This window comes from Rhizobium tibeticum (genome assembly GCF_900110205.1).
Classification (GTDB): domain Bacteria; phylum Pseudomonadota; class Alphaproteobacteria; order Rhizobiales; family Rhizobiaceae; genus Rhizobium; species Rhizobium tibeticum.
Genome location: NZ_FOCV01000003.1, coordinates 290632 through 312806, shown reverse-complemented (window position 1 = coordinate 312806; position 22175 = coordinate 290632). Strand labels below are relative to the sequence as shown.

At 58.9% G+C, this 22175-nt stretch carries 22 protein-coding genes; 14 read left to right on the top strand and 8 right to left on the bottom strand.

From position 1 onward, the window contains the following. Positions 1-18 precede the first annotated feature (18 nt). The 7 genes from obgE to modC all read left to right on the top strand — a co-directional run bounded on the left by obgE (position 19) and on the right by modC (position 7276). Positions 19-1101: a GTPase ObgE gene (gene obgE, locus BSG20_RS05265; RefSeq protein WP_024313280.1), complete on the top strand. Its 1083-nt coding sequence runs from the start codon at positions 19-21 to the stop codon at positions 1099-1101. Next, on the top strand, positions 1088-2257 hold the full coding sequence (gene proB, locus BSG20_RS05260; protein WP_072369801.1) for a glutamate 5-kinase: 1170 nt from the start codon (positions 1088-1090) through the stop codon (positions 2255-2257). Before obgE ends, proB begins: the two co-directional genes overlap by 14 nt. Continuing rightward, positions 2250-3533 carry a glutamate-5-semialdehyde dehydrogenase gene (locus BSG20_RS05255; protein WP_072369798.1) on the top strand — a complete coding sequence of 428 codons (1284 nt, stop codon included), beginning with the start codon at positions 2250-2252 and terminating at the stop codon, positions 3531-3533. The genes proB and BSG20_RS05255 overlap by 8 nt, the downstream gene beginning before the upstream one ends. A gap of 37 nt (positions 3534-3570) precedes the next feature. Beyond that, positions 3571-4164, top strand: coding sequence for a nicotinate-nucleotide adenylyltransferase (locus BSG20_RS05250; RefSeq protein WP_244541250.1), 594 nt, complete (start codon positions 3571-3573; stop codon positions 4162-4164). 486 nt (positions 4165-4650) lie between these two features. Further along, on the top strand, positions 4651-5436 hold the full coding sequence (modA, locus tag BSG20_RS05245) for a molybdate ABC transporter substrate-binding protein (RefSeq protein ID WP_072369793.1): 786 nt from the start codon (positions 4651-4653) through the stop codon (positions 5434-5436). Positions 5437-5510: 74 nt separating this feature from the next. After that, a complete protein-coding gene (gene modB / locus BSG20_RS05240; protein ID WP_072369791.1) occupies positions 5511-6212 on the top strand; it encodes a molybdate ABC transporter permease subunit in 702 nt (233 codons plus the stop codon). Continuing rightward, on the top strand, positions 6209-7276 hold the full coding sequence (modC, locus tag BSG20_RS05235) for a molybdenum ABC transporter ATP-binding protein (protein ID WP_072369788.1): 1068 nt from the start codon (positions 6209-6211) through the stop codon (positions 7274-7276). The genes modB and modC overlap by 4 nt, the downstream gene beginning before the upstream one ends. Here modC and BSG20_RS05230 read toward each other — a convergent pair whose 3' ends face one another. After that, positions 7277-7636 carry a winged helix-turn-helix domain-containing protein gene (locus BSG20_RS05230; protein ID WP_072369785.1) on the bottom strand — a complete coding sequence of 120 codons (360 nt, stop codon included), beginning with the start codon at positions 7634-7636 and terminating at the stop codon, positions 7277-7279. A 204-nt stretch (positions 7637-7840) separates the two neighbouring features. Between BSG20_RS05230 and rsfS the strand changes: the two genes are divergently transcribed. The 6 genes from rsfS (at position 7841) to BSG20_RS05200 (ending at position 13584) form a co-directional block, all read left to right on the top strand. Continuing rightward, positions 7841-8284 (top strand): ribosome silencing factor, encoded by a 444-nt coding sequence (rsfS, locus tag BSG20_RS05225; protein ID WP_007791018.1) that lies wholly within the window; start codon positions 7841-7843, stop codon positions 8282-8284. 115 nt (positions 8285-8399) lie between these two features. Then, positions 8400-8882, top strand: a complete 483-nt coding sequence (gene rlmH / locus BSG20_RS05220) for a 23S rRNA (pseudouridine(1915)-N(3))-methyltransferase RlmH (RefSeq protein ID WP_072369782.1) — start codon at positions 8400-8402, stop codon at positions 8880-8882. A gap of 92 nt (positions 8883-8974) precedes the next feature. Next, positions 8975-10438 carry a murein hydrolase activator EnvC family protein gene (locus tag BSG20_RS05215; RefSeq protein WP_072370188.1) on the top strand — a complete coding sequence of 488 codons (1464 nt, stop codon included), beginning with the start codon at positions 8975-8977 and terminating at the stop codon, positions 10436-10438. Continuing rightward, positions 10428-11750, top strand: a complete 1323-nt coding sequence (locus tag BSG20_RS05210; RefSeq protein WP_072369779.1) for a S41 family peptidase — start codon at positions 10428-10430, stop codon at positions 11748-11750. The genes BSG20_RS05215 and BSG20_RS05210 overlap by 11 nt, the downstream gene beginning before the upstream one ends. Before the next feature lie 81 nt (positions 11751-11831). After that, positions 11832-13037 carry a divergent polysaccharide deacetylase family protein gene (locus tag BSG20_RS05205; RefSeq protein ID WP_072369776.1) on the top strand — a complete coding sequence of 402 codons (1206 nt, stop codon included), beginning with the start codon at positions 11832-11834 and terminating at the stop codon, positions 13035-13037. A 13-nt stretch (positions 13038-13050) separates the two neighbouring features. After that, positions 13051-13584 carry an RNA pyrophosphohydrolase gene (locus tag BSG20_RS05200; RefSeq protein WP_072369773.1) on the top strand — a complete coding sequence of 178 codons (534 nt, stop codon included), beginning with the start codon at positions 13051-13053 and terminating at the stop codon, positions 13582-13584. Positions 13585-13620: 36 nt separating this feature from the next. Here the strand turns inward: BSG20_RS05200 and bfr are convergent, their stop codons facing one another. The 5 genes from bfr to BSG20_RS37220 all read right to left on the bottom strand — a co-directional run bounded on the left by bfr (position 13621) and on the right by BSG20_RS37220 (position 20385). Further along, positions 13621-14106: a bacterioferritin gene (bfr, locus tag BSG20_RS05195; RefSeq protein ID WP_072369770.1), complete on the bottom strand. Its 486-nt coding sequence runs from the start codon at positions 14104-14106 to the stop codon at positions 13621-13623. Then, the gene (locus BSG20_RS37225) at positions 14072-14446 is read right to left on the bottom strand and encodes a (2Fe-2S)-binding protein (protein WP_072369767.1); all 375 of its coding nucleotides are present in this window, start codon (positions 14444-14446) and stop codon (positions 14072-14074) included. Before BSG20_RS37225 ends, bfr begins: the two co-directional genes overlap by 35 nt. Positions 14447-14553: 107 nt before the next feature. Next, positions 14554-17982 (bottom strand): error-prone DNA polymerase, encoded by a 3429-nt coding sequence (locus BSG20_RS05185; protein WP_072369764.1) that lies wholly within the window; start codon positions 17980-17982, stop codon positions 14554-14556. Beyond that, positions 17982-19427, bottom strand: a complete 1446-nt coding sequence (locus BSG20_RS05180) for a Y-family DNA polymerase (protein ID WP_280142164.1) — start codon at positions 19425-19427, stop codon at positions 17982-17984. The genes BSG20_RS05185 and BSG20_RS05180 overlap by 1 nt, the downstream gene beginning before the upstream one ends. Positions 19428-19437: 10 nt before the next feature. Beyond that, positions 19438-20385 carry an ImuA family protein gene (locus BSG20_RS37220; RefSeq protein ID WP_244541249.1) on the bottom strand — a complete coding sequence of 316 codons (948 nt, stop codon included), beginning with the start codon at positions 20383-20385 and terminating at the stop codon, positions 19438-19440. A gap of 161 nt (positions 20386-20546) precedes the next feature. Here BSG20_RS37220 and BSG20_RS05175 point away from each other — a divergent pair, with 161 nt between their 5' ends. After that, the gene (locus BSG20_RS05175; protein ID WP_018855933.1) at positions 20547-20984 is read left to right on the top strand and encodes a metallopeptidase family protein; all 438 of its coding nucleotides are present in this window, start codon (positions 20547-20549) and stop codon (positions 20982-20984) included. 15 nt (positions 20985-20999) lie between these two features. On the opposite strand, the gene BSG20_RS05170 is transcribed toward BSG20_RS05175, so the two are convergent. Beyond that, the gene (locus BSG20_RS05170) at positions 21000-21206 is read right to left on the bottom strand and encodes a DUF1737 domain-containing protein (RefSeq protein ID WP_018855932.1); all 207 of its coding nucleotides are present in this window, start codon (positions 21204-21206) and stop codon (positions 21000-21002) included. 12 nt (positions 21207-21218) lie between these two features. After that, positions 21219-22127, bottom strand: coding sequence for an HpcH/HpaI aldolase/citrate lyase family protein (locus BSG20_RS05165; protein WP_072369758.1), 909 nt, complete (start codon positions 22125-22127; stop codon positions 21219-21221). Between the last annotated feature and the right edge of the window lie 48 nt (positions 22128-22175).

Below are 22175 nucleotides of genomic sequence, written 5' to 3'. Positions count from 1 at the left end.
CTGGACAATGGAAGTAAAATGAAATTTCTCGACGAAGCAAAGGTCTATATCAAGTCCGGAGACGGCGGCGGGGGCAGTGTCTCCTTCCGGCGCGAGAAGTTCATCGAGTTCGGCGGCCCCGACGGCGGTGACGGCGGACGCGGCGGCGATGTGTGGGTCGAGGCGGTCAATGGTCTCAACACGCTGATCGACTTCCGCTACCAGCAGCACTTCAAGGCTAAAATCGGCACGCACGGTATGGGTAGAAACCGCACCGGCGCCAACGGCGATGACGTTACACTCAAGGTTCCGGTCGGCACGCAGGTTCTCGAAGAGGACCAGGAAACATTGATCTGCGACCTGACGAGAGAGGGGCAACGGTTCCGGATCGCGACGGGCGGCAATGGCGGTTTCGGCAACGCGCATTTCAAGTCGTCGGTCAACCAGGCGCCGGATTGGGCAAATCCGGGTCTGCCCGGCGAAGAAAAGACGGTCTGGCTGCATCTGAAGCTGATTGCCGATGCCGGCCTCGTGGGTTTGCCAAATGCCGGTAAGTCGACCTTTCTTGCAGCTGTAACGCGTGCCCGACCGAAGATCGCCAACTATCCCTTCACGACGCTTCACCCAAACCTCGGCGTGGCCACTATCGACGGGCAGGAGTTTATTCTCGCTGATATTCCCGGGTTGATCGAAGGCGCGCATGAAGGCGTGGGCATTGGCGATCGCTTCCTCGGACACGTCGAGCGCACGCGCGTGCTGCTGCATCTCGTGTCTGCGCAGGAGGAAAAAGTCGGCAAGGCTTATACGACGGTCAAGACGGAGCTCGAAGCCTATGGCAACGACCTGACCGACAAAGCCGAGATCGTTGCGCTTTCGCAGATCGACGTACTGGACGATGCAACACTGAAGAAGAAAACGAAGGAACTTGCCAAGGCTTGCGGCAGGACACCGTTCCAGATTTCGGCTGCGACTGGCAAGGGCATGACCGAAGTGTTGCGTGCCCTGCGTGATATCATCGTCGAGGCGAATGCCGGTGCGGCGGAAAAGCTTGCCAAGGCACCAAAGCTTCGCCACCGCGACATGGTGTCGGATGATGAAGGCGAGGCGAATGACGACGCGTAAGTCGCTGCAGCGCTATCGGCGCGTCGTCATCAAGATTGGCTCGGCACTCCTCGTCGATCGCAAGACGGGTCTGAAGAAGGCATGGCTGGACGCGATGTGCCGCGATATTGCGGCGCTGAAAGCCAAGGGCGTTGACATCCTCGTTGTTTCCTCGGGCGCGATCGCGCTCGGCCGGTCGGTCCTCGACCTGCCTTCGGGCGCGCTGAAGCTGGAGGAAAGCCAGGCGTCGGCGGCCGTCGGCCAGATCGCCCTGGCGCGTGCCTGGTCAGAAAGCCTGTCGAGGGACGAGATCGTTGCCGGCCAAATTCTCCTGACGCTCGGCGACACCGAAGAGCGCCGCCGCTATCTGAACGCGCGCGCCACCATCAATCAGCTTTTAAAGATCGGTGCCGTGCCGATCATCAACGAGAACGACACCGTTGCCACCAGCGAAATTCGCTACGGTGACAATGATCGTCTGGCTGCGCGTGTCGCGACGATGACCGGCGCCGATCTGCTGATTCTGCTATCCGACATCGATGGTCTCTATACGGCGCCGCCGCATCTCGATCCCCAGGCGGAGTTTCTCGCCACGATCGCTGAGATCACGCCTGAGATCGAAGCCATGGCGGGTGGCGCTGCGTCCGAGCTGTCGCGTGGCGGCATGCGCACCAAGATCGATGCCGGAAAAATCGCCACGACGGCTGGCTGCGCAATGATCATTGCCTCCGGTAAATCGGACAGTCCGCTCTCTGCAATCGAGAGTGGGGCGCGTTCCTCGTGGTTTGCGCCGTCAGGCACGCCGGTCACAGCGAGAAAGACCTGGATTGCGGGCCAGCTGCAGCCGGCGGGTGAACTTCACGTTGACGAGGGCGCCGTTGCTGCGCTCGGTGCCGGCAAGAGCTTGCTTCCCGCAGGCGTGCGCAAGGTTGTCGGGCTGTTCAGCCGCGGCGATACGGTGGCGATCGTCGGCCCCCACGGCCGCGAGATCGCGCGAGGGCTTGTCGGCTACGATGCCGAAGAGGCACGCCAGATCACCGGCCGCAAGTCTGCGGAGATCGAGGCGATTCTCGGATACGCGGGACGCGCGGCGATGATCCATCGCGACGACATGGTGATGACCTCGCAGATCAAATCAAAATCAGAAAGGCAGAAGAAGGACGCAAGCTATGCTTGATACCGTTGCGCAGAGCCCTGACATTGACGTGCTGATGAACGACATCGGCCGCAAGGCCAAGGCCGCGGCGCGACCTTTGGGCTTTGCATCCACCGAGGCGAAGAACAGGGCGTTGAATGCCATGGCAGATGCGATCCTCGCCGGCAAGGATCACATCCTCTCGGAGAATGCCAAGGATCTTAAGGATGTCGCCGGCACTGATATGCTCGAGTCCTTCGTCGATCGTTTGACTTTGACCGAAAAGCGTATTGCCGACATGGCCGAAGGTATCCGTGCGATTGCCGCCCTCAAGGATCCGGTCGGCGAGGTGGTCGCAGCCTGGGAGCGGCCGAATGGCTTGAAGATCGAGCGCGTTCGCACACCGCTCGGCGTCATCGGGGTGATTTTCGAGAGCCGTCCGAACGTGACGGCGGATGCGGGTGCGCTTTGCCTGAAGGCCGGCAATGCGGTCATTCTGCGTTGTGGTTCGGACTCTCGGCGTTCTTCGCAGGCAATCCATGCCTGCCTCGTACAGGGCTTGAACGCCGCCGGACTTCCAGAACATGCCATTCAGCTCGTGCCGGTGGCCGATAGGGCCGCCGTCGGCGCGATGTTGCGCGGACTGGATGGTGCAATCGACGTTATCGTTCCGCGTGGCGGCAAGAGTCTTGTGGCGCGCGTTCAGAACGAGGCCCGAGTGCCCGTCTTCGCGCACCTCGAGGGGCTTTGCCACATTTATGTGGACGCGTCCGCCGATCTCCGTATGGCGAAGGAGATCGTCGTCAATGCGAAGATGCGGCGCACGGGTATCTGCGGTGCAGTGGAGACCATTCTCGTCGATAGTGCTGCAGCCGATACACATCTTCGTCCGCTGCTGGAAGCCCTGGCGGGAGCCGGTTGCGAGATCCGCGGTTCAGCTGCCGTTGTTCAGGCAATGCCTGGCGTGAAGCCCGCCACGGAGGAAGACTGGTCGACAGAGTATCTGGATGCCATCGTTTCGGTCGCCGTCGTCGATGGCATTTCCGGTGCGATCCAGCATATCCAGACCTACTCCTCCAATCACACCGAGGCCGTGATTGCCGACGATCCAACCGTGGTGGAGAGGTTCTTCACCGAGGTTGATTCGGCGATCCTGCTGCACAACGCATCGACGCAATTTGCCGATGGCGGCGAGTTCGGAATGGGTGCCGAGATCGGCATTGCGACCGGCAAGATGCACGCTCGCGGCCCTGTGGGCGTCGAGCAGCTGACATCCTTCAAATACCGCGTGCACGGCACCGGACAGACCCGGCCCTGACGTGATCAACGACGAGATCGACCGACGTTGTTTTCGCATGCCGCATAGCGAACGGGGCATGGTGGTCGGTCTTTTCGGCGGTTCGTTCAATCCGCCGCATGAGGGACACGCGCTGGTCGCCGAAATCGCAATCAAGCGCCTCGGCCTCGACCAGTTGTGGTGGATGGTCACTCCCGGCAATCCGCTGAAGGATCGGCGGCATCTACTGCCGCTTGCCGAACGCATCGTTTTGAGCGAGCGGCTTACCCGACATCCCTCGATCAAAATCACGGCGTTCGAGCGTGATTTCGCGACGAGCTTCACGGCGAACACGTTGGCGCGCGTCAAAGCGCGCAACCCGCATGTCCATTTCATCTGGATCATGGGGGCGGACAGCCTGAAGACTTTCCATCTGTGGCAACGCTGGCAGGACATCGTCAACACATTTCCGATTGCCGTTATCGACCGGCCGGGCTCCACGCTGTCGTTTCTGTCGTCGAAGATGGCGAGGACATTTGATTTCGCTCGCATCGATGAGGACGATTCCCGCGCGCTCTGGAAGCGGCGGGCACCAGCCTGGACGTTCATACACGGTCCTCGATCCGGCCTTAGCTCGACCGCCATCCGCGCCACGAACAGTGCGGTGAAATAAGTTCGATTTTCCGGGAGAGCGCAAATGAAAAGCCCGACGGGGGAGGAGATCCGTCGGGCTTTATAAACTTGATCGACAACTGGGAGGAGGAGTGTTGCCGATCCATATCCAACGGCTTTGGGAGGAGGAGATCGCCGTTCGATGAGTGTGTTGTATCATAGTCCTCGGATTTTTGAAGCGAGTCCATTGCATTGCAGCAATGCGTCATGAGCATGGCTCTAACTGGAAACCGTTTCCAGTTTGCTCATTTCTTTTGCATTCTCAACGATTTCTGCCGAAGCCTCACGCTCTCTGCAAGCATTCCCCTAGAATTTAAGCGTCGTTTTCGCGGTTTCAAGGAGTGGCATTGCTCAGCCATGCACTTCACGAATGCGTGAAGTGCGGGGTTGGCGAGCGACCAGATGGTTATGCTTACGAAAATATAACGCTGGCCAAGTCGCTGGCAACGTTATATTTCTCCGGATACTTCGAGGTTCGGGAGAGATCATGCGCAGTCGCCGCCAATGGATCAAATTTGCCGCTGCTGCCATTTCGGCAGTCTTCTTGGGTGTTGCCGCAACGCCTGCAGCAGCTGCGGAAAAGGTCACTGTTTTTGCGGCGGCCAGCCTGAAGAACGCGCTCGATGAAGCGAACGCCGCCTGGGGAAAGGACGGCGGTAAGGAAGCCGTTGCCTCCTATGCTGCGAGCTCGGCGCTTGCAAAGCAGATCGAAGGCGGCGCGCCTGCCGACATCTTCATCTCCGCCGACCTGGACTGGATGGACTATCTTGCGAAGAAGAGCCTGATCAGGGTCGACGGCCGGTCAAATCTGTTGGGTAACCGGATCGTACTTGTCGCAACCAAGGATCACGCCAAGCCGGTCGAGATCAAGAAGGGTTTTGACCTCGCTGCTCTGCTCGGTGACGGTAAACTCGCCATGGGCGAGGTGAAGTCTGTGCCGGCCGGCAAGTATGGCAAGGCTGCACTCGAAGCGCTTGGCGTGTGGCCCTCGGTTGAGGCCAAGGTCGCCGGTGCCGAGAGCGTTCGTGCCGCGCTCGCCCTGGTCTCGCGCGGCGAGGCGCCTTATGGCATCGTGTACCAGACCGACGCCGCCGCGGATACGGGCGTTGCTGTCGTCGGCACGTTCCCAGCGGACTCGCATCCGCCGATCATTTATCCGATTGCCATTCTCTCCGAGAGCAAGAACCCGGATGCTAGGGCTTACCTGGAATTTCTGAAATCGGAAAAGGCGGCTCATTTTTTTACCGAGCAAGGCTTCACCATCTTGAAATGATTGCGAATTTTCGCATGAAGACATAGCGTGAGAAGGCCCGTCCGACCGGGCCTCCCATTTTTGGAGAAAACAGCTTGGATGCGCTCGGCCTGAGCAATGATGAATGGACGGCGATCTTGCTCAGCCTGCGCGTGTCAGTGGTGGCGATGCTGGCGAGTCTCCCGTTCGGCATCGGGGTCGCCCTTCTGCTCGCGCGCGGGCGGTTTTGGGGTAAGTCGGTTCTCAACGGTGTCGTTCACCTGCCGCTGATCCTGCCCCCTGTCGTCACGGGCTTCATTTTATTGATCCTTTTCGGGCGGCGCGGGCCGATCGGCAGTTTTCTCGATCAGTATTTCGGTATCGTACTATCTTTCCGCTGGACAGGTGCAGCACTTGCCTGCGGGGTCATGGCCTTTCCCTTGATGGTGCGCAGCATCCGGCTTTCGATCGAAGCGGTTGATCGAAAATTGGAGGAGGCAGCCGGCACGCTGGGAGCCAGCCCAATTCTGGTCTTTCTGACGATCACGCTACCCCTGACGCTCCCTGGGATCATTGCCGGCATGATCCTTTCCTTTGCCAAAGCGATGGGAGAGTTCGGGGCGACGATTACGTTCGTCTCCAACATTCCGGGCGAGACGCAGACGCTTTCGTCCGCGATCTATTCCTTCACGCAGGTGCCGGGCGGTGATGCCGGCGCTTTGCGATTGACCCTCGTCGCCATCGCCATCTCAATGGTCGCGTTGCTTGCCTCGGAATTCCTCTCCCGCATCGCCGGTCGGAGGATCGATCCGGAATGACGCTCGTCGTGAAAGCAAAGCAGCGGCTTGGTGCCTTCGCGCTTGATGCCGCCTTTACGTCGGAGTGCGGTATCACAGCGCTTTTCGGTCGTTCCGGTTCCGGCAAGACGTCGATGATCCGTATCATTGCCGGTTTGGCGCGGCCCGACGATGGACAGGTGATCCTCGACGGCGAGGTCGTCACGGATACCGACAGGCGAATCTTTGTTGCGAAGCATCGCCGCAAGTTCGGTTATGTCTTCCAGGAGGCGCGGCTGTTTCCGCATCTCAGCGTCCGTCACAACCTGTCCTATGGTCGGTGGTTTGCCAAAGCCGCCGGTCCGGCGGAGAGCCTGGATCGAATTGTTGCATTGCTCGGCATCGAAAACTTGCTCGAGCGCAGGCCCGAAAAGCTCTCCGGTGGCGAGAAGCAACGCGTGGCAATTGGCCGGGCGTTGCTCTCGGCTCCGCGTCTGCTACTGATGGACGAGCCGCTGGCGGCTTTGGATGATGCCCGAAAGGCCGAGGTCATGCCCTATCTCGAGCGGCTGCGCGACGAGATGGATATTCCGATCGTCTATGTCAGCCATTCGATCACCGAGGTAGCGCGCCTCGCCAATCAGGTCGTGGTCATGCAGGATGGCAAGGTGGAGGCGGTCGGTTCAGCCTTGGATGTGCTGAGCCATCCGCCCGCCTCTTTCGAACGGCGTGACGCTGGTGCTCTCCTCGAAGGTAAAGTGGAAAGCGTCGACGCACGGCATTGCATTGCGACGATTGCCTTAAAATCGGCCCAGCTTCGTGTCCCGGGAGCGATGCTCACACTTGGCAAGGCCGTTCGCGTCCGGATCCCCTCTCGTGATGTCATGCTCGCGATGAGAGAGCCCGAAGCACTCAGCGCGTTGAACATTCTGAAGGGCACTGTTCAGAACATGACGCAGGCTGATGACGCGACGGTCGATGTTCTGATCGATTGTGGCGGGGATATCATTCTTTCCCGGATTACAAGCTTCTCGGCGGAGCGGCTCGGCGTGTGCATCGGGGCGCCGGTCTTCGCCGTCATAAAGACTGTCGCCCTGGAACAATGATCAGCGACTACTGTTGTCCTCCAACCATGCCAGATCCTCCGCAAGCGTGGACTTCATCACCCGCTCCATCTTTCGAAAGCGGGCAAGGAGTTCATCGCCAAACGGCGTTAGAGCCGCACCCCCTCCCTTCTGCCCACCGCGCTGCGATTCGACTACGGGGTCCCGGAACATCCTGTTCATGTCGCTGACAAGCAACCAGGCGCGACGATAGGACATGTCCATCGCTCTGCCGGCGGCGGAAATCGATCCCGTGTCCCTGATATGTTCAAGCAGCTCCATCTTGCCGCGCCCGAGCCTGTCTTGATGGGGGAAGCTGATGCGAAGAATCGGAGTGAGTGTGTCTGCGGCGGGGCTTTTCATCGGACGGGTCTTTTGTAGTCGGAAACGGAACTTACTTTACGTGCGGTCATAGGGGCTGTACACAGCCGGCAACATGCAGTCCTCCATTCAACAAAGGTTTGTTACTAAGACGGACATTCACGCTTTGTGATTGTGCGCGTCTTGAAACGTTAATGGTTTGGTGCCTATCTTAACTATGATTTGGTCACCAAATCAGTGATGTGCATGTTTTGTCATTCCGAGAAAGGGAAAGCACTGACGACAGTACACGCCAAGGGAAAAACGCTTGCCGTTGTCCCAAAGAGCCCGGAACGTGGCGCCGATGCTGCCGCCCGCGCCCTGCACGCCGTCCTCACAAGCCTCGAGGACTCTAAGGCTGAAGATATCGTCACCATCGACATCGCTGGAAAATCAGCACTGGGAGACTTCATGGTCGTCGTCTCCGGGCGCTCGAACCGGCATGTCATGGCGATCTCTGACCACCTGCTGACTGATCTCAAAGACGAGGGCCTTGGAAGCGCCCGTGTCGAAGGTCAGGAAGGCGGCGATTGGATCCTGATCGACACCGGCGATGTCATCGTCCATGTCTTCCGTCCTGAGATACGCGAGTTCTACAACATCGAAAAGATGTGGGCCGCGCCTGATATGGACGAGGAAACGGTGCACTAACAGGCTGCCTGGACGCTGCGTCCGGCTCCTGATAGACGGCATTTTATTGGCCGGATGATCGAACCCGGCCAGCGGCACGTGTGTGTCGCCTTATGCCGAACTGCGGGAGCGGATGATGCGTGTTGGTCTTTTTGCAGTGGGGCGGCTGAAGTCCGGCCCGGAGAAAGATCTTGCGGCCCGCTATTTCGATCGCTTTGCCAAGGCCGGCCCTGCGGTTGGCCTCGAATTCTCCCGCGTGGCCGAAGTTGCCGAAAGTCGCGCTTCGAATGCCGATACCCGTAAGCGTGACGAAGCGGCGATGCTGCAAAAGTCGCTGGCCGATGGGAGCGTTCTCGTTCTGTTGGACGAGCGGGGCAAGGCCTTGGATAGCGAAGGATTTGCCAGCCTCCTTCGAAACTATCGCGATCAGGGAAAGCGCGACCTGACGATTGCTATCGGCGGTGCCGACGGTCTCGATCCGTCGCTATACGACCTTGCCGATGCCACCCTTTGTCTCGGCAAGATGACCTGGCCGCATCAGTTGGTTCGCACGCTGATCGCAGAACAGTTGTACCGAGCCGTTACGATCCTTTCGGGCCATCCATATCATCGCGCCTAGCCGGTGCGGTATGCGCGAATCATCAATCGATCTGGCAAAGCATGCCAAATCAGCTTAATCTCCGCGCGATTTTAAAGGATCTCGCAGCTCGTATGCCGACACGTGCGTTCAAGCAAAAATACGTCATTCTGTCGGCCTTGGCCGCAGGCTTGAGCGTCTCTGTGACGGCAATTGCGAACCGACCCTTCACCGTCAGCGCCTTCGCGCAGGACGCGTCGAGAGATATCGGACCGCCGGCCTCGACAGCATCCGGGGCGGCTGCTGCGACGACGACCGCGGTGGCACAACCGCCCGCCGATCCGGCGGCCGATCTGGCGAAGAAACGGGACGAGACAAGGGCTCAGCTTGAAGCCTTGTCGAAGACGATTGGCCTCTCGTCCGATAAGGTTGCCGAGCTTCAAAAGAGCATCGCCGATTTGGACAAGAACACCAGCAGTGTTCGTCAGGCGCTGATCGATTCGGCGACGCGGCGTAAGTCGCTCGAGAAACAGATCCTGGAGAGCGAAAAGAAGCTTGCCAATCTGGGCGTAAAGGAAGACGCGGTTCGGGGGTCGCTGCATGAGCGGCGCGGCTTGCTGGCCGAGGTGCTGGGTGCCTTGCAGCGAATGGGGCGTAATCCGCCGCCGGCGCTACTTGTCACGCCTGATGACGCGCTCGCCTCGGTGCGGAGCGCAATCCTGCTTGGCGCGGTTGTTCCCGGCATCCGAAAGGAGACCGACAAGCTCGCCGCCGATCTCGCCAACCTTTCTTCGTTGCAGGCCGCAAGCGCTGCTGAGAAGTCCAGCCTCACCGCAACGATGACGAACAGCATCGAGGAGGAGCGCCGCATGGACCTGCTTCTCGCCGAGAACGAAAAGCTGAGCCGCAGCAGCGCCGCGGAACTGGATGCGGAGAGGAAACGCTCGGAAGATCTTGCCAGCAAGGCGACAAGCCTGGAGGATCTGGTCGCATCGATGGAAACCGAGATCGCATCGGTTCGTGAAGCCGCCGCTGCAGCCCGCCAGGCCGAGGAGAACCGCAAGCTCTTGACCGACGAGCAGCGCGCCCAAGCCAAGGCGCTCGCAGAGAGCGGTGTGCCTGATAAAAACCGCATTGCGCCCGCATATCCCTTCGGAGAGTTGAAGGCGAAGCTGGAATTGCCTGTGGCAGGCGATATCCTCCGCCAGTTCGGCGATGCCGACGGAACCGGCCATGAGGCGATGGGAATGACGCTTGCCACCAATCCGGAAACGGTGGTTACCGCTCCCGCTGACGGGCTTGTTGTCTATGCGGGCGCATTCCGCAGCTACGGCCAAATGATCATCCTCGACACCGGCGACGGCTACCACCTCGTCCTCTCCGGAATGGAGACGATCAGCACGCGCCAGGGCAAGTTCGTTTTCTCCGGCGAGCCGCTTGCTGCCATGGGCGCAAAAAGAGTGGCGAGCGCAACAGCATTGGCGCTGGAAACCAACCGTCCAACGCTTTACATTGAATTTCGAAAAGATGGAAAACCGGTCGATTCCCGGCCTTGGTGGACCGCTAAAGACACTGGAAAGGCACGCAATGATTCGTAGGGCTTCTCTTGTTCTGGTCGGCGCATTGATGGGTGCGACCGCGATGAGCGTTATCTATTCGGCGGGTGTTCCTGCGGAAGCGGCTGGAGCCTCCACTTACAAGGAGCTTTCCGTTTTTGGTGACGTCTTTGAGCGCGTGCGCGCGCAGTATGTGACACCGCCGGCCGAAGACAAACTCATCGAAAATGCCATCAACGGCATGCTTTCTTCGCTGGATCCGCATTCGAGCTACATGAATGCCAAGGATGCAGCCGACATGCAGACCCAGACGAAGGGCGAATTCGGCGGCCTCGGCATCGAAGTCACTATGGAAGACGAGCTTGTCAAGGTCATCACCCCGATCGACGACACGCCCGCAGCCAAGGCCGGCGTGCTTGCTGGTGATTATATCTCCGAGATCGATGGTCAGTCGGTCCGCGGCCTGAAGCTGGAAGATGCAGTCGAAAAGATGCGTGGCCCGGTCAACACGCCGATCAAGCTCACTCTGATCCGCAAGGGTGCCGATAAACCGATCCAGTTGACGATCGTTCGCGACGTCGTCGCGGTTCAGGCCGTCAAGTCGCGCGTCGAGGATGATGTCGGCTACCTGCGCGTCATCTCGTTTACGGAAAAGACCTACCCCGATCTCGAAAAAGCGATCGAGAAGATCAAGAAGACGGTTCCAGCCGACAAGCTGAAGGGCTACGTCCTCGACCTGCGTCTGAACCCTGGCGGTCTGCTCGATCAGGCAATCCAGGTATCGGATGCGCTGCTGCAGCGTGGCGAAGTGGTTTCCACCCGTGGCCGCAATGCGGATGAGACCCGCCGCTTCAACGCCGGGCCGGGCGACCTGACCGATGGAAAGCCGGTGATCGTGCTTATCAACGGCGGTTCGGCATCTGCTTCGGAAATCGTTGCCGGTGCGTTGCAGGATCTGCGCCGCGCCACCGTTCTCGGTACGCGCTCGTTCGGCAAGGGATCGGTTCAGACGATCATCCCACTCGGCGAAAACGGAGCGCTGCGACTGACGACGGCGCTCTACTACACGCCATCGGGCCGCTCGATCCAAGGCACAGGCATCACGCCTGATATCAAGGTTGAGGAACCCCTTCCGGACGACCTCAAGGGCAAGATGGTCACGGAAGGCGAGTCCAGCCTGCGCGGGCACATCAAGGGCAAGAGCGAGACGGACGAGGGCTCCGGTTCCGTTGCCTATGTTCCACCGGATCCGAAGGACGACGTCCAGCTCAACTACGCACTTGACCTGCTTCGCGGCAAGAAGACCGATCCGTCCTTCCCGCCCAATCCGGACAAGGCCGTCAGCGCCAAGTAATTGCAATTTTAGGCGTCAAGTCGGATGGTGTATCCGGCCTGACGCCTTTTTGCTGTCCTGATTCTGAAGCGGAAAAGAAGTTTGAATACCGATTTGCACGCACCTCTGGGACAGAACCGCAAGGCCAGGCGCCAGCGGCCCGGCATTTTGCGTACGGGTCGTGTTGTCGCCGGGATTTGCCTCGTCCTGATCGGGGCTTCGTCTCTCTATACAGCGTTTCGCGGTGACGGGTTGAAGCGGGAGGCGCCGTCGGCGCAAGACCAGACGGCCGCGCCTCCTTCAGACACCGTTCAGAACCAGGTGCCGCCGCAATCTCCATCCGCTGCTGTTCCCAATGGCATGGTGTCCTCCAATCCAAGATCGGGTGCGAATGTAGAGCAGATGGTCACAGGCGACGGATCTGTCGTTACGAAGTACTCTCCGAGACAACGCGACGCAAATGGCCCGGTGTTGATCGATGCCTCGCAGGTCGGGCAGGATCCACGGATGGCGGCGATACCGAATGACACACTTCTGCAAGAGACGCCGTTGGGACGGCTGCCGATCGTCGGGCCGGACGGGCGTCGCCCGATGGACCAGTATGCGCGACCGTGGTCCGGTGCGCACGGAACACGCATCGCTATCGTCGTCAGTGGCCTCGGACTTAGCCAGACCGGTACACAGCGGGCCATCCAGCAATTGCCGGAGGAGGTCACGTTCGCGTTCGCTGCCAGCGGCAACAGTTTGCAGCGCTGGATGCAGGAAGCGCGCCGCAGTGGCCACGAGATCCTGCTGCAGGTTCCATTTGAGCCTTTTGATTATCCGGCGAACGATCCCGGACCCGACACGCTTTTGACGTCGAAGTCCGTTGCGAAGAATATGGAAAGCCTGCACCGTGCGATGGGCGAGATCACCAATTATACGGGCATCATGAACTATCAGGGTGGCCGCTTCCTTGCCGACCCAAACGCCATGGAGCCGGTCATGCGAGATATCGGAAAGCGCGGGCTGCTGTTTCTTGACGACGGAACCTCGGCCCAGACCAAGACCGCGGTGATCGCAAAGGGGACGGAAATGCCCTATGCCTTTGCCGATGTACAGCTGGACAAGCAGCTTGACGTGAACGCCATCATCGGGAAGCTGGACGAACTTGAACGCGTCGCAAAGCGCAATGGTCAGGCAATCGGCGTTGCCGCCGCCTTTGATGAGAGCATTGATGCCATCGCGCAATGGACGCAGGAAGCCGCCATGCGAGGAATTGAGATTGTCGGTGTTGCCGCGCTGACCAATGATCCCAAAAGACCTTGAATAGAGAGAGCCGATGAGCAAGCCGATCGCTAAAGCCGAGGACCTTCCGTATCGCCCCTGCGTCGGCGTTATGATCCTCAACCCCCAGGGCCTCGTATGGACGGGGCGAAGGATTCCGGAAGAGAATTCCGAGTATGATGGGTCGCCGCAGCGTTGGCAGATGCCGCAGGGCGGCATGGACAAGGGCGAGGATCCGCTCCAGGCCGCCTACCGCGAACTTTACGAGGAAACAGGAATTCGCACTGTGACGCTGCTCGCGGAAGCCAAGAACTGGATCAACTACGATTTGCCGCCGCAATTGGTCGGCATCGGGCTTAAGGGAAAGTTCCGCGGCCAAACGCAGCGCTGGTTCGCGTTCCGTTTCGATGGAGACGAGAGCGAGATCGCGATCAATCCGCCACCTGGCGGCCATGCCGCTGAATTCGATGCCTGGGATTGGAAGCCGATGGAAAGCCTGCCCGGTCTCATCGTGCCCTTCAAACGGGCTGTCTACGAGCAGGTCGTCGATGAGTTCAGGCACCTAGCTGATCTGAGTGCCGCAGAGTGAACGACCGGCGGCCAAGGCTGCCGGTCATTGGCGATCTTATTCGGCCTCGTTGGCGGAGTCGGCGTTGAGCTGGCCGTACTTCGATTCGCCGATCTTGCCGAGCAGATCGAGCTGCGTTTCGAGGAAGTCGATGTGACCTTCCTCGTCGGCCAGAAGCTCCTCGAACAGCTTCATCGAGACATAGTCGCCGGCCTCATGACAGATGTCGCGTGATTTCTTGTAGGCGGTACGCGCATCGTATTCGCCGGCAAGATCGGCTTCCAGAACTTCCTTGACGTTCTGGCCGATGCGAAGCGGTGCAAGGGTCTGGAGATTGGGATGACCTTCGAGGAAGATGATGCGTGCGACCAGGCGGTCGGCGTGATGCATTTCCTCGATGGATTCCACCCGTTCCTTCTTGGCAAGCTTGGTATAGCCCCAATCTTCAAGAAGTCGGTAATGAACCCAGTATTGGTTTACGGCGCCGAGTTCAAGAAAGAGGGCCTCGTTAAGCCGCTCGATGACTTTTTTGTCGCCTTTCAATGTCCACTCTCCTGTTTTCTTCATGGAATTTTCTCAGGCGGGACATGAAATCAAATATTTCGTCTTCCGTCGAGTGGTGACGGGCGTGATATTCCTCGGTTGTCTGGATGATAATATCGACCACATTCGGGAAGCAGCCACAGCAGCGGCCTCGTTTTTCCATGGCGTGGTATACCTTTGCAGGCACGATGAGCTGCCAACAGTCCTGCTCGAGAAGTTCGTTGATGACTTCCCGGATTTCGTGATCAGTTATGTAGTTGCAGCTGCAGACAAGCACGGCGTCATTCCAAACATGACATTCACTATCGTCTTTTCTGCAAAAGAAGACGGCAAGTGTCAAGAAAAAATCGAACGGTGGACTAGGCCATTCGTCGCATCATGTGAAAATGAAGAGGAAGCTCTTCAGGTATAATGCAATCCAGTAGGTCGCAGCTCGATGAGCTGCCCTCAATGAAAATTGCGGCCTTTCGGCATGACTTGAGTTGTTTCTCCAGAATGGCTGCTTGAAATCAGCCTCTTCTCCATGACTGCCTTTTCAAGTGAGTTTGCAAGTTTCCTTTGGCGAGGATCCATTGTCGGATTCAGCGCTTGATCCGAACGATCGCTAACGCCGAACCGATGGGCTTCCTTCTGCAGGATACCAAGCGCATGTGTCATATCCTCGATATGGTCAACGACAGTGTGGATCACGCCGCTCTGGCTCTGAAGCTTGCCATGAATCTTCACGAGCCGTGCCCCCATAACGATCGCGCGGTATCTTTCGAATGCCTTCTTCCAGACAATGGCGTTGGCAACGCCCGTCTCGTCTTCCAATGTCATGAAGATGACGCCCTTGGCCGATCCCGGTCGCTGACGCACCAAGACCAGGCCGGCGATCGTCACCCTTGTGCCGTTCGGGACGGTGAGAAGATCGACATTGCGAACGACCCCGGCTTTGCGGAATTCATCGCGAAGGAATGAGACGGGGTGGCCCTTCAAGGAGAGCGAGAGATAACGGTAGTCCTCAATGACCTGTTCGCCTGGCAGCATTTCCGGCAGCTGTGTTTCAGGCTCGACCTGCAGGTCGATGTGGCTCACCTGGTCGAACAGGGGGAGCTTTTCGGCAGCACTCTTCGCATCGAGCGCCCGCACGGCCCAGAGTGCCTTTCGCCGCGACAGTCCGACGGATTGAAAGGTATCTGCATCGGCAAGTCGCTCAATGTCTGCCTTTTGCAGGCCCGAACGCAGCCAGAGATCGCGGATCGAGGAATAGCCCTTGCCTCTGTTGGCGACCAACTGCTGCATGTTCGCTTCCGACAGCCCTTTTATCTGCCGAAACCCAAGCCGAACCGCTCGCTTTGTCTGGATGACCTCTTGCATCGCGGCATGCCGGAAATCAATTGCGCCTTTGTCGAATTCGGCCTCTTCCAGCAGACAATCCCAGTTCGACTCGTTGATATCGACCGGCCTGATCTCAACGCCATGTTCCCGGGCATCCCTGACGAGCTGGGCGGGAGCATAAAAGCCCATCGGCTGCGAATTCAGCATCGCGGCGCAGAAGACGTCGGGATAGTAGGCCTTTGCCCAGGACGAGGCGTAGACGAGTAGGGCGAAAGAGGCGGCGTGGCTTTCCGGGAAACCGTATTCGCCAAAACCCTTTATCTGATTGAAGCATTGCTGGGCGAAATCGCGCGAGTATTGTTTCTTAGCCATGCCCTCAATGAATCGCTTCTCGAAATTGCCGATGGTGCCCGTCCGTTTGAAGGTCGCCATGGCCCGCCTCAGCTGATCGGCTTCGGCCGGCATGAAATCAGCCGCTGTAATCGCGATTTGCATCGCCTGTTCCTGAAAGAGTGGTACGCCAAGCGTTCGCTCCAGGACACTTTCCAACTCCTTGCTTGGATACGCTATTGGGATACCACGCGCCTTTTCTTCTCTGCGTTTCAGGTATGGGTGGACCATGTCGCCCTGGATGGGGCCGGGCCGAACGATGGCGACCTCGATGACGAGGTCGTAGAATTTTTTGGGCTTCAGGCGCGGTAGCATACTCATCTGCGCCCGGCTCTCGATCTGGAAGACGCCAAGCGTATCGGCCCGGCATATCATCTCGTAGACGGGCTCTTCGTCTTCATGCTTGTCGTTGCCGAGATCGGCAAGCGTCTTCTTGACGTCGTAATGCAGGAGAAGCAGATCGAATGCCCGCTTCAGTGCGGTCAGCATTCCAAGCGCCAGAATGTCGACCTTAAGGATCTTCAGATTGTCGAGGTCGTCCTTGTCCCACTCGACCATGTAGCGCCCCGGCATTGCCGTCTTCATGATTGGAACGACTTCATCCAGCCTGTCCCTGGTAATGACGAAGCCTCCGACATGCTGGGTGAGGTGGCGGGGAAAGCCAAGAAGTTCCGATGCGTATTTCAGCACGTTCTTAGTCATGGGGTCGAAAATGTCGAGCCCGGCGGCCTTTGCCTCCCGCTCGGATAGTTTCTCCTCCGACCAACCCCAGACCAGGCTGCCAATTGCGGACTGGACGTCCTCCGAAAGGCCAAAGGCTTTCGAGACTTCGCGTCCGGCGGACCGGGTGCGGTAGGTCGTCACCCCTGCCGTCAGGCCGGCATGTTCCTTGCCGTATTTCTCGTAGATATGCTGGATGACCTCTTCGCGCCTCTCGTGTTCAAAATCGACATCGATATCCGGCGGCTCGTCACGGTCCATCGACAGAAATCTGTCGAAGAGCAGCGTGCTCTTCTCCGGATTGACCTCCGTAATTTCAAGGCAATAGCAAATGACCGAGTTTGCCGCAGAGCCGCGACCCTGGCAGAGGATCTTTTTCTCGTGGCGCGCGTGTTGGATGATCCGGTGGACCGTCAGGAAGTATGGTTCATATTGCTTCTGGCGAACGAGGCTCAGTTCGTATTCGATGTTCTGCTGGACTTTCTCCGGTATGCCGCCGGGGAAGCGTTTTGCCGCGCCGGTTTTGGTAAGGCGCTCCAGGGTTTCATAAGGCGTCTCCCCCTCGTCATTCTCGGGGGGATAGTTGTGTTCCAGTTCGTCAAGTGAAAACGAAAGGCTGCCAAAGAACCTCGCCGTGTTCGTTACGGCATGCGAATAGTCTCTGAAGAGCCGCAGGATTTCGCCCCCCTCCTTGAGATAGCGCTCGGCATTCGGCGCGAGATGAAAGCCTGCCTGGGGAATCGGAACGTGCTCTCGGATCGATGTTACGATGTCGGCGAGGGGGCGACGGGTGGGGTCGTGGTAGAGCGGCTGGTTGGTGGCGATCAGCGGGATGCGTTTGCGATCGGCCAACATGGAGATGGTCGCGAACATGCGCTTGTCGCGGCCGTCGTAGGCGGGGGCGAGCGCCATGTGGAGTTTTTTTCGGAAACGCTTTCGGAAGCGTTCCAAGCAAGCTTCGAACGCCGCGTGATTGCCATCTTCGGCAATGGACGGATCGGGAAGGAGCGCGAGCATCATGTTGTCGCCCCATTCCATCAGATCCGCTTCCGTCAGGATGCACTTTCCCTTTTCGGCTCTTAGGTTGCCAGCGCTCAGCAATCGGCAGAGATTTGCCCAGCCTTTGCGATCCTGCGGATAGGCAAGGATCTCCGGCGTTCCATCCGCAAAGACCAGGCGGGCGCCCGGCTGAAAACGGATCGGATCGAGAATGACGTCCTTCTTTTCATGCTCCTCCAGAAGCCCGGCTTTCATTCGCTCGAATTTCTTTTGGATCGCCTTTGACTGGGCATGTGCCCTGACAACGCCTGCAACCGAGTTGCGGTCGGCAATTCCAAGTCCTCCAAGCTTCAGAACTGCAGCCTGGACGATCATTTCTTCGGGCTTGGATGCACCTTCCAGAAAAGAAAAATTGCTCTTGGCGCCGATCTCGAAGAACCCGGGCATCAGGCAATAACTCCATGCATGTACCAGCTCTGTGTTGCGTCACGCTCATAGTGACCATGGCGATAGATCCAGAAGCGGCGTCCCTGATCGTCTTCGATACGGAAATAATCCCTATCGCGCGCATCCGACCCATCGAGCCACCATTCCATTGCCAGCCGTTCAGGCCCTTCGCTCTTCAGGACCCGATGCTGCATGCGTCGCCAGCAAAAGCTGGCGGGTGCACCATCGGGGACTTCGACGGCAAAGGCGTCCATTCGTTCCGGCTTGCGCAGCAATCGGATGGGCCGCTCGCTCCTGACCGGTGGAGGATGTCCTTCCCTGATCTCTGGAGCGGATAGGTGATCGATTACGGGTACGGCAATGACAGCTCTTTCCGGCACGTGGCTTTCCCGCAATTGAAAGGTCTGCAGGCAGTCTTCCCCAAGGCGGGCGGAAACCCGATCCACGAAGGCAGCAAGCGATGCATCCTTTTGCTGGCGGGCTTCGAAGTCGCCTTGCGACGTCACGAAATCTTCGTGAAGGAGCACGTTGAGACGAAGGATCTCGAATCCGTAGCCGGCATCGAAATCATCGCGGATTGCCTGCAGGCGCTCAGCAAAGAGAGCGGCGATACGCTTGGGCTCTCTGAGGGGCTGGGCCGTCCCTGCGGAAATACGGAATACCTTTCCATCGACGCGGAACAGGACCAGTTCGAAGATACGACCTCCGACGCCACGGGCTTCCAGCGAGGGCTTCAGGGAGACAGCGACCTGAGCGGTGAGCGCGAGAATATCGTCTTCGGCTCCGATCGGTTCGATCAGGCGACGTTCGACCGAGAGGCTCGCGACTGGCAGCCGCGGAGATACCGGCTCTTCATCTGTCCCAAGCGCCTGATCGAGCCTCAAGAGCAAGGCTCCTCCGAAGCGGCGGGCAAGCGGGGCGCGTGGTGCGTCCAGCAAATCGCCCACATATTTGAGCCCCATTTTATTCAGGGCGCCCACGGTTTCTTCTTGGAGGCGGAGGGCTGCGACCGGCAAAGGGGCTAGAGCCTGCTCGGCTTCCCGGTGTTCGATGATCCCGCCTGGACCGAAACGGCTGATAGCCCAGGACAATCCCGGCGACGAAGAGGCGGCGCCGCGTGCGTCAATCCCCATCTGGAAAAGTCTGGCGAGAATATCCTTGAGAAGTGCCGTCTCGCCGCTGAACAGATGGGCACAGCCGGTGATGTCGAGAAACAGGCCGTCAAACCCGTCGAGAGCGACAAGCGGGGTATAGCGATCACACCAGTCGGCGATCGCTTCCAGAAAGCGTCGGTTGGCGGCCGGGTCGTCCTCAATCACATCGAGCTTGGGGTAGATGGCGCGGGCCTCGGCGACGCCCATACTCTTTCTCAGATTGAGGGCTTCTGCCGCCTCATCGAGCGCCGTCAGCCGCATCGTATTGTTGAGGCGACTGGAACAGACGATTGGTGGCGCCTCAGGACGTCCGCGCGAACGCCAGGAGAGCCCCCATTTCTTTCTTGCGATCCGGTCGGTCGGGAGATGTGGAAAATGGAGCGCCAGAATGCGCTGCGCGTTCGTCTGGAAGGCGAGGGTCGGCTGATTGGGAGACGGCAAAAAAACGGCGGTCATGGGGGTTCCACTCCAGTAGAAAGGAGAGGAGAGCCGGATTGCGGCTCTTCTCCAGGGTGAGGCGAAAAGCCGGATTGCCGATGCTACCGCCCAGCATCGTGCCATCCGGCAAGGGGCGCGCCTGTGCCGGCGCGGGTACGGCAAGGAAGCGGAAACAAGCGCTGCTGGCTTCTTCCTCTCCAGCCTGCCGCAACAGGAAAAGCGGGCGTTTGGATGTCTTTGCCCGCAAACTCAAACGACGGCTCTCCGTCAGGCCGAAGAACTTCGGGTTGCCCCGGACCTCCAGAATCGTCGCGACAAAGACGCCGCTTTCGACTGCCGCTTCCGCAAGCCAGAGGGCGTCCTCAAGCTTGCGCGGACTGGCATAGAAGAACAGATCCGGCTTCAGGCCAAAATCCCGCAGGCCCACGGCGTAGGGCTCTCCCGCTTCCATCGTGGACACCGGGTCGGCGATCCAGAGGATCGGTAGCGAGGCATTTGGGTTCTCTTCGTCCTGACGCTGCAGCGCGGCGGCAAGCGCCAATACAAAGCCGCTGCCGGCACCGGCCTCCCGCAAGAGGTCGGAGCGAACCTCGGTAATTCCATCGAGAGGCAAGCCGCCATCAATCGCCTCGTCGAGTGCGGGGATTCCAAGGGGAAGACGTAAGACACCTTCGTTTTTCGCGACGAGACCGCTTTCAGCCAAGGCCTGGCTTTCTGCTGCAGCCAGAGCTGGCGCAGGCTTTCCTTCAAGCTTTGCAATGGTTTCGCGGAGTGCAAAAAGCCGCTCGCGCGCCACGGCCGGCTGTGCCATGACGTTCTCCAACTCTTTAATGTTCCTGTTATGTTCTTATGGATTCCAGAGGCAGGTGAAAGAGTCAACAGGCATTTGATGTGAATTTATTCCTGCCTTTGATTCCGCTCTCGAAAATCGTGCGCAAAGGTTCTATATGGGCCGCAAAGGAAGGAATATTTATGGCCCGCATAGACCAGAGCGAGGATTGGCGGGATCGCCACGCGCCGACGATCAGCACTTTCGAGTCGTTGGCGATGGAGGCGTATAGCCACCTGCCGGAAGAATTCCGCTCGCTGACCACCAATCTGACGATTGAGATCGAGGATTTCCCAGACGACGACGTGTTCGAGGACATGGCGTTGGAAACGCCGTTCGACCTTCTCGGCCTCTTTGAAGGCCGGGGCATCTCGGAGCGTTTCACAATGGAAACCGGCGAACTGCCGAACCGCATCCGCCTCTACCGGCGGCCGATCCTCGACTATTGGGCCGAGAACGACGAGACGTTAGGTGATATCATCACCCATGTCCTCATCCATGAGATCGGCCACCATTTCGGTCTCAGCGACGACGACATGGAGCGGATTGAGGCGAGCGCCGAAGAGGCGGCAGAGCGCTAAGCTCCTCGCTGGCGTTTATTGTTCGGACAGCTTCATGTCCGGGTGGTAGTCCTTGCCTTCGACTTCCTTGACGATCGCCTGAGCGCACATCACCTGGCCGGTCTGGGTATTGAAGGTCAGCGACGGCGAGCCGTTCAACGACCAACCCTTGTTGAGGGCGTCGGTCACGCGGTGGCAGAAAGCGGCATCATCCTGGCCGGTCAGAAGGCGATAAAGCTTCATTAAGGTCGTCTTTCACTTCGCCGTTTGGCGTTCTGCAATCAGCCGGGCTTTATGAACCAGACCTTCCGCCTGGACAAGATGCAGTCGCTCGATCATCCGGCCATTGACATTGATGACGTTGAGGCCTTCGGCAGCGGGGTCGGCAAAGGCGGCGATGATCGCCTCCGCCTCGGCAATTGCCGACTCGTCCGGGCCAAAATGCCGATTTGCCGCTTCGATCTGGGCCGGATGGATCAGCATCTTGCCATCGAAGCCCATCGCCCGGGCATGCGCGCATTCGGCATCGAAGGCATCGGCGTCCCTGAAATCATTGAAGACACTGTCGATTGCGTCGAGGCCATAGGCACGGACCGCAAGGACGACCTGCATCAGCCAGGGCACGAGATAGGTGCGGCCTGGCTGCGGCAGGACCCCCGTTTCCTTGCGAAGATCGTTGAGGCCGAGGACAAAGCAATCGAGCCTTGAACCCTGAGTGCGCCCCGCCTCGGCGATGGCGGCAGCATTCAGAATGCCGCGCGGCGTTTCGATCATTGCCCAGATGCGCAGGCTCTCCGGCGCATCTGCATCAGCGAGAAGATCGCCGACCGACATCACGTCCTGCGGCTCGTTCACTTTCGGCAAAAGAACGGCATCAGGTTCCAAGGTTCGCACCAGTTCCATGTCGGCATGGCCAAAGGTCGAAGAGAGTGTGTTGATTCGGATGATCCGCTCTTTGTTTGCGAGCGGTTTGCCGGAAAAGAAAGCCCTCAGCTTCTCGCGCGCTTCCGCCTTTTTCTCGGGAGCGACGGAATCCTCCAGGTCGAAGATGATCGCATCGCAATCCAGTCCATGGGTCTTCTCCAAGGCACGGCTATTGATGGTGGGGACACTCAACACCGAACGACGCAGGCTGACGGAGCGGGGCATGGAATTTGAGCTCATCACGCATCTGTGCCAAGCTTTGCGGCAAGTAGCAAGACAACAAAAAGC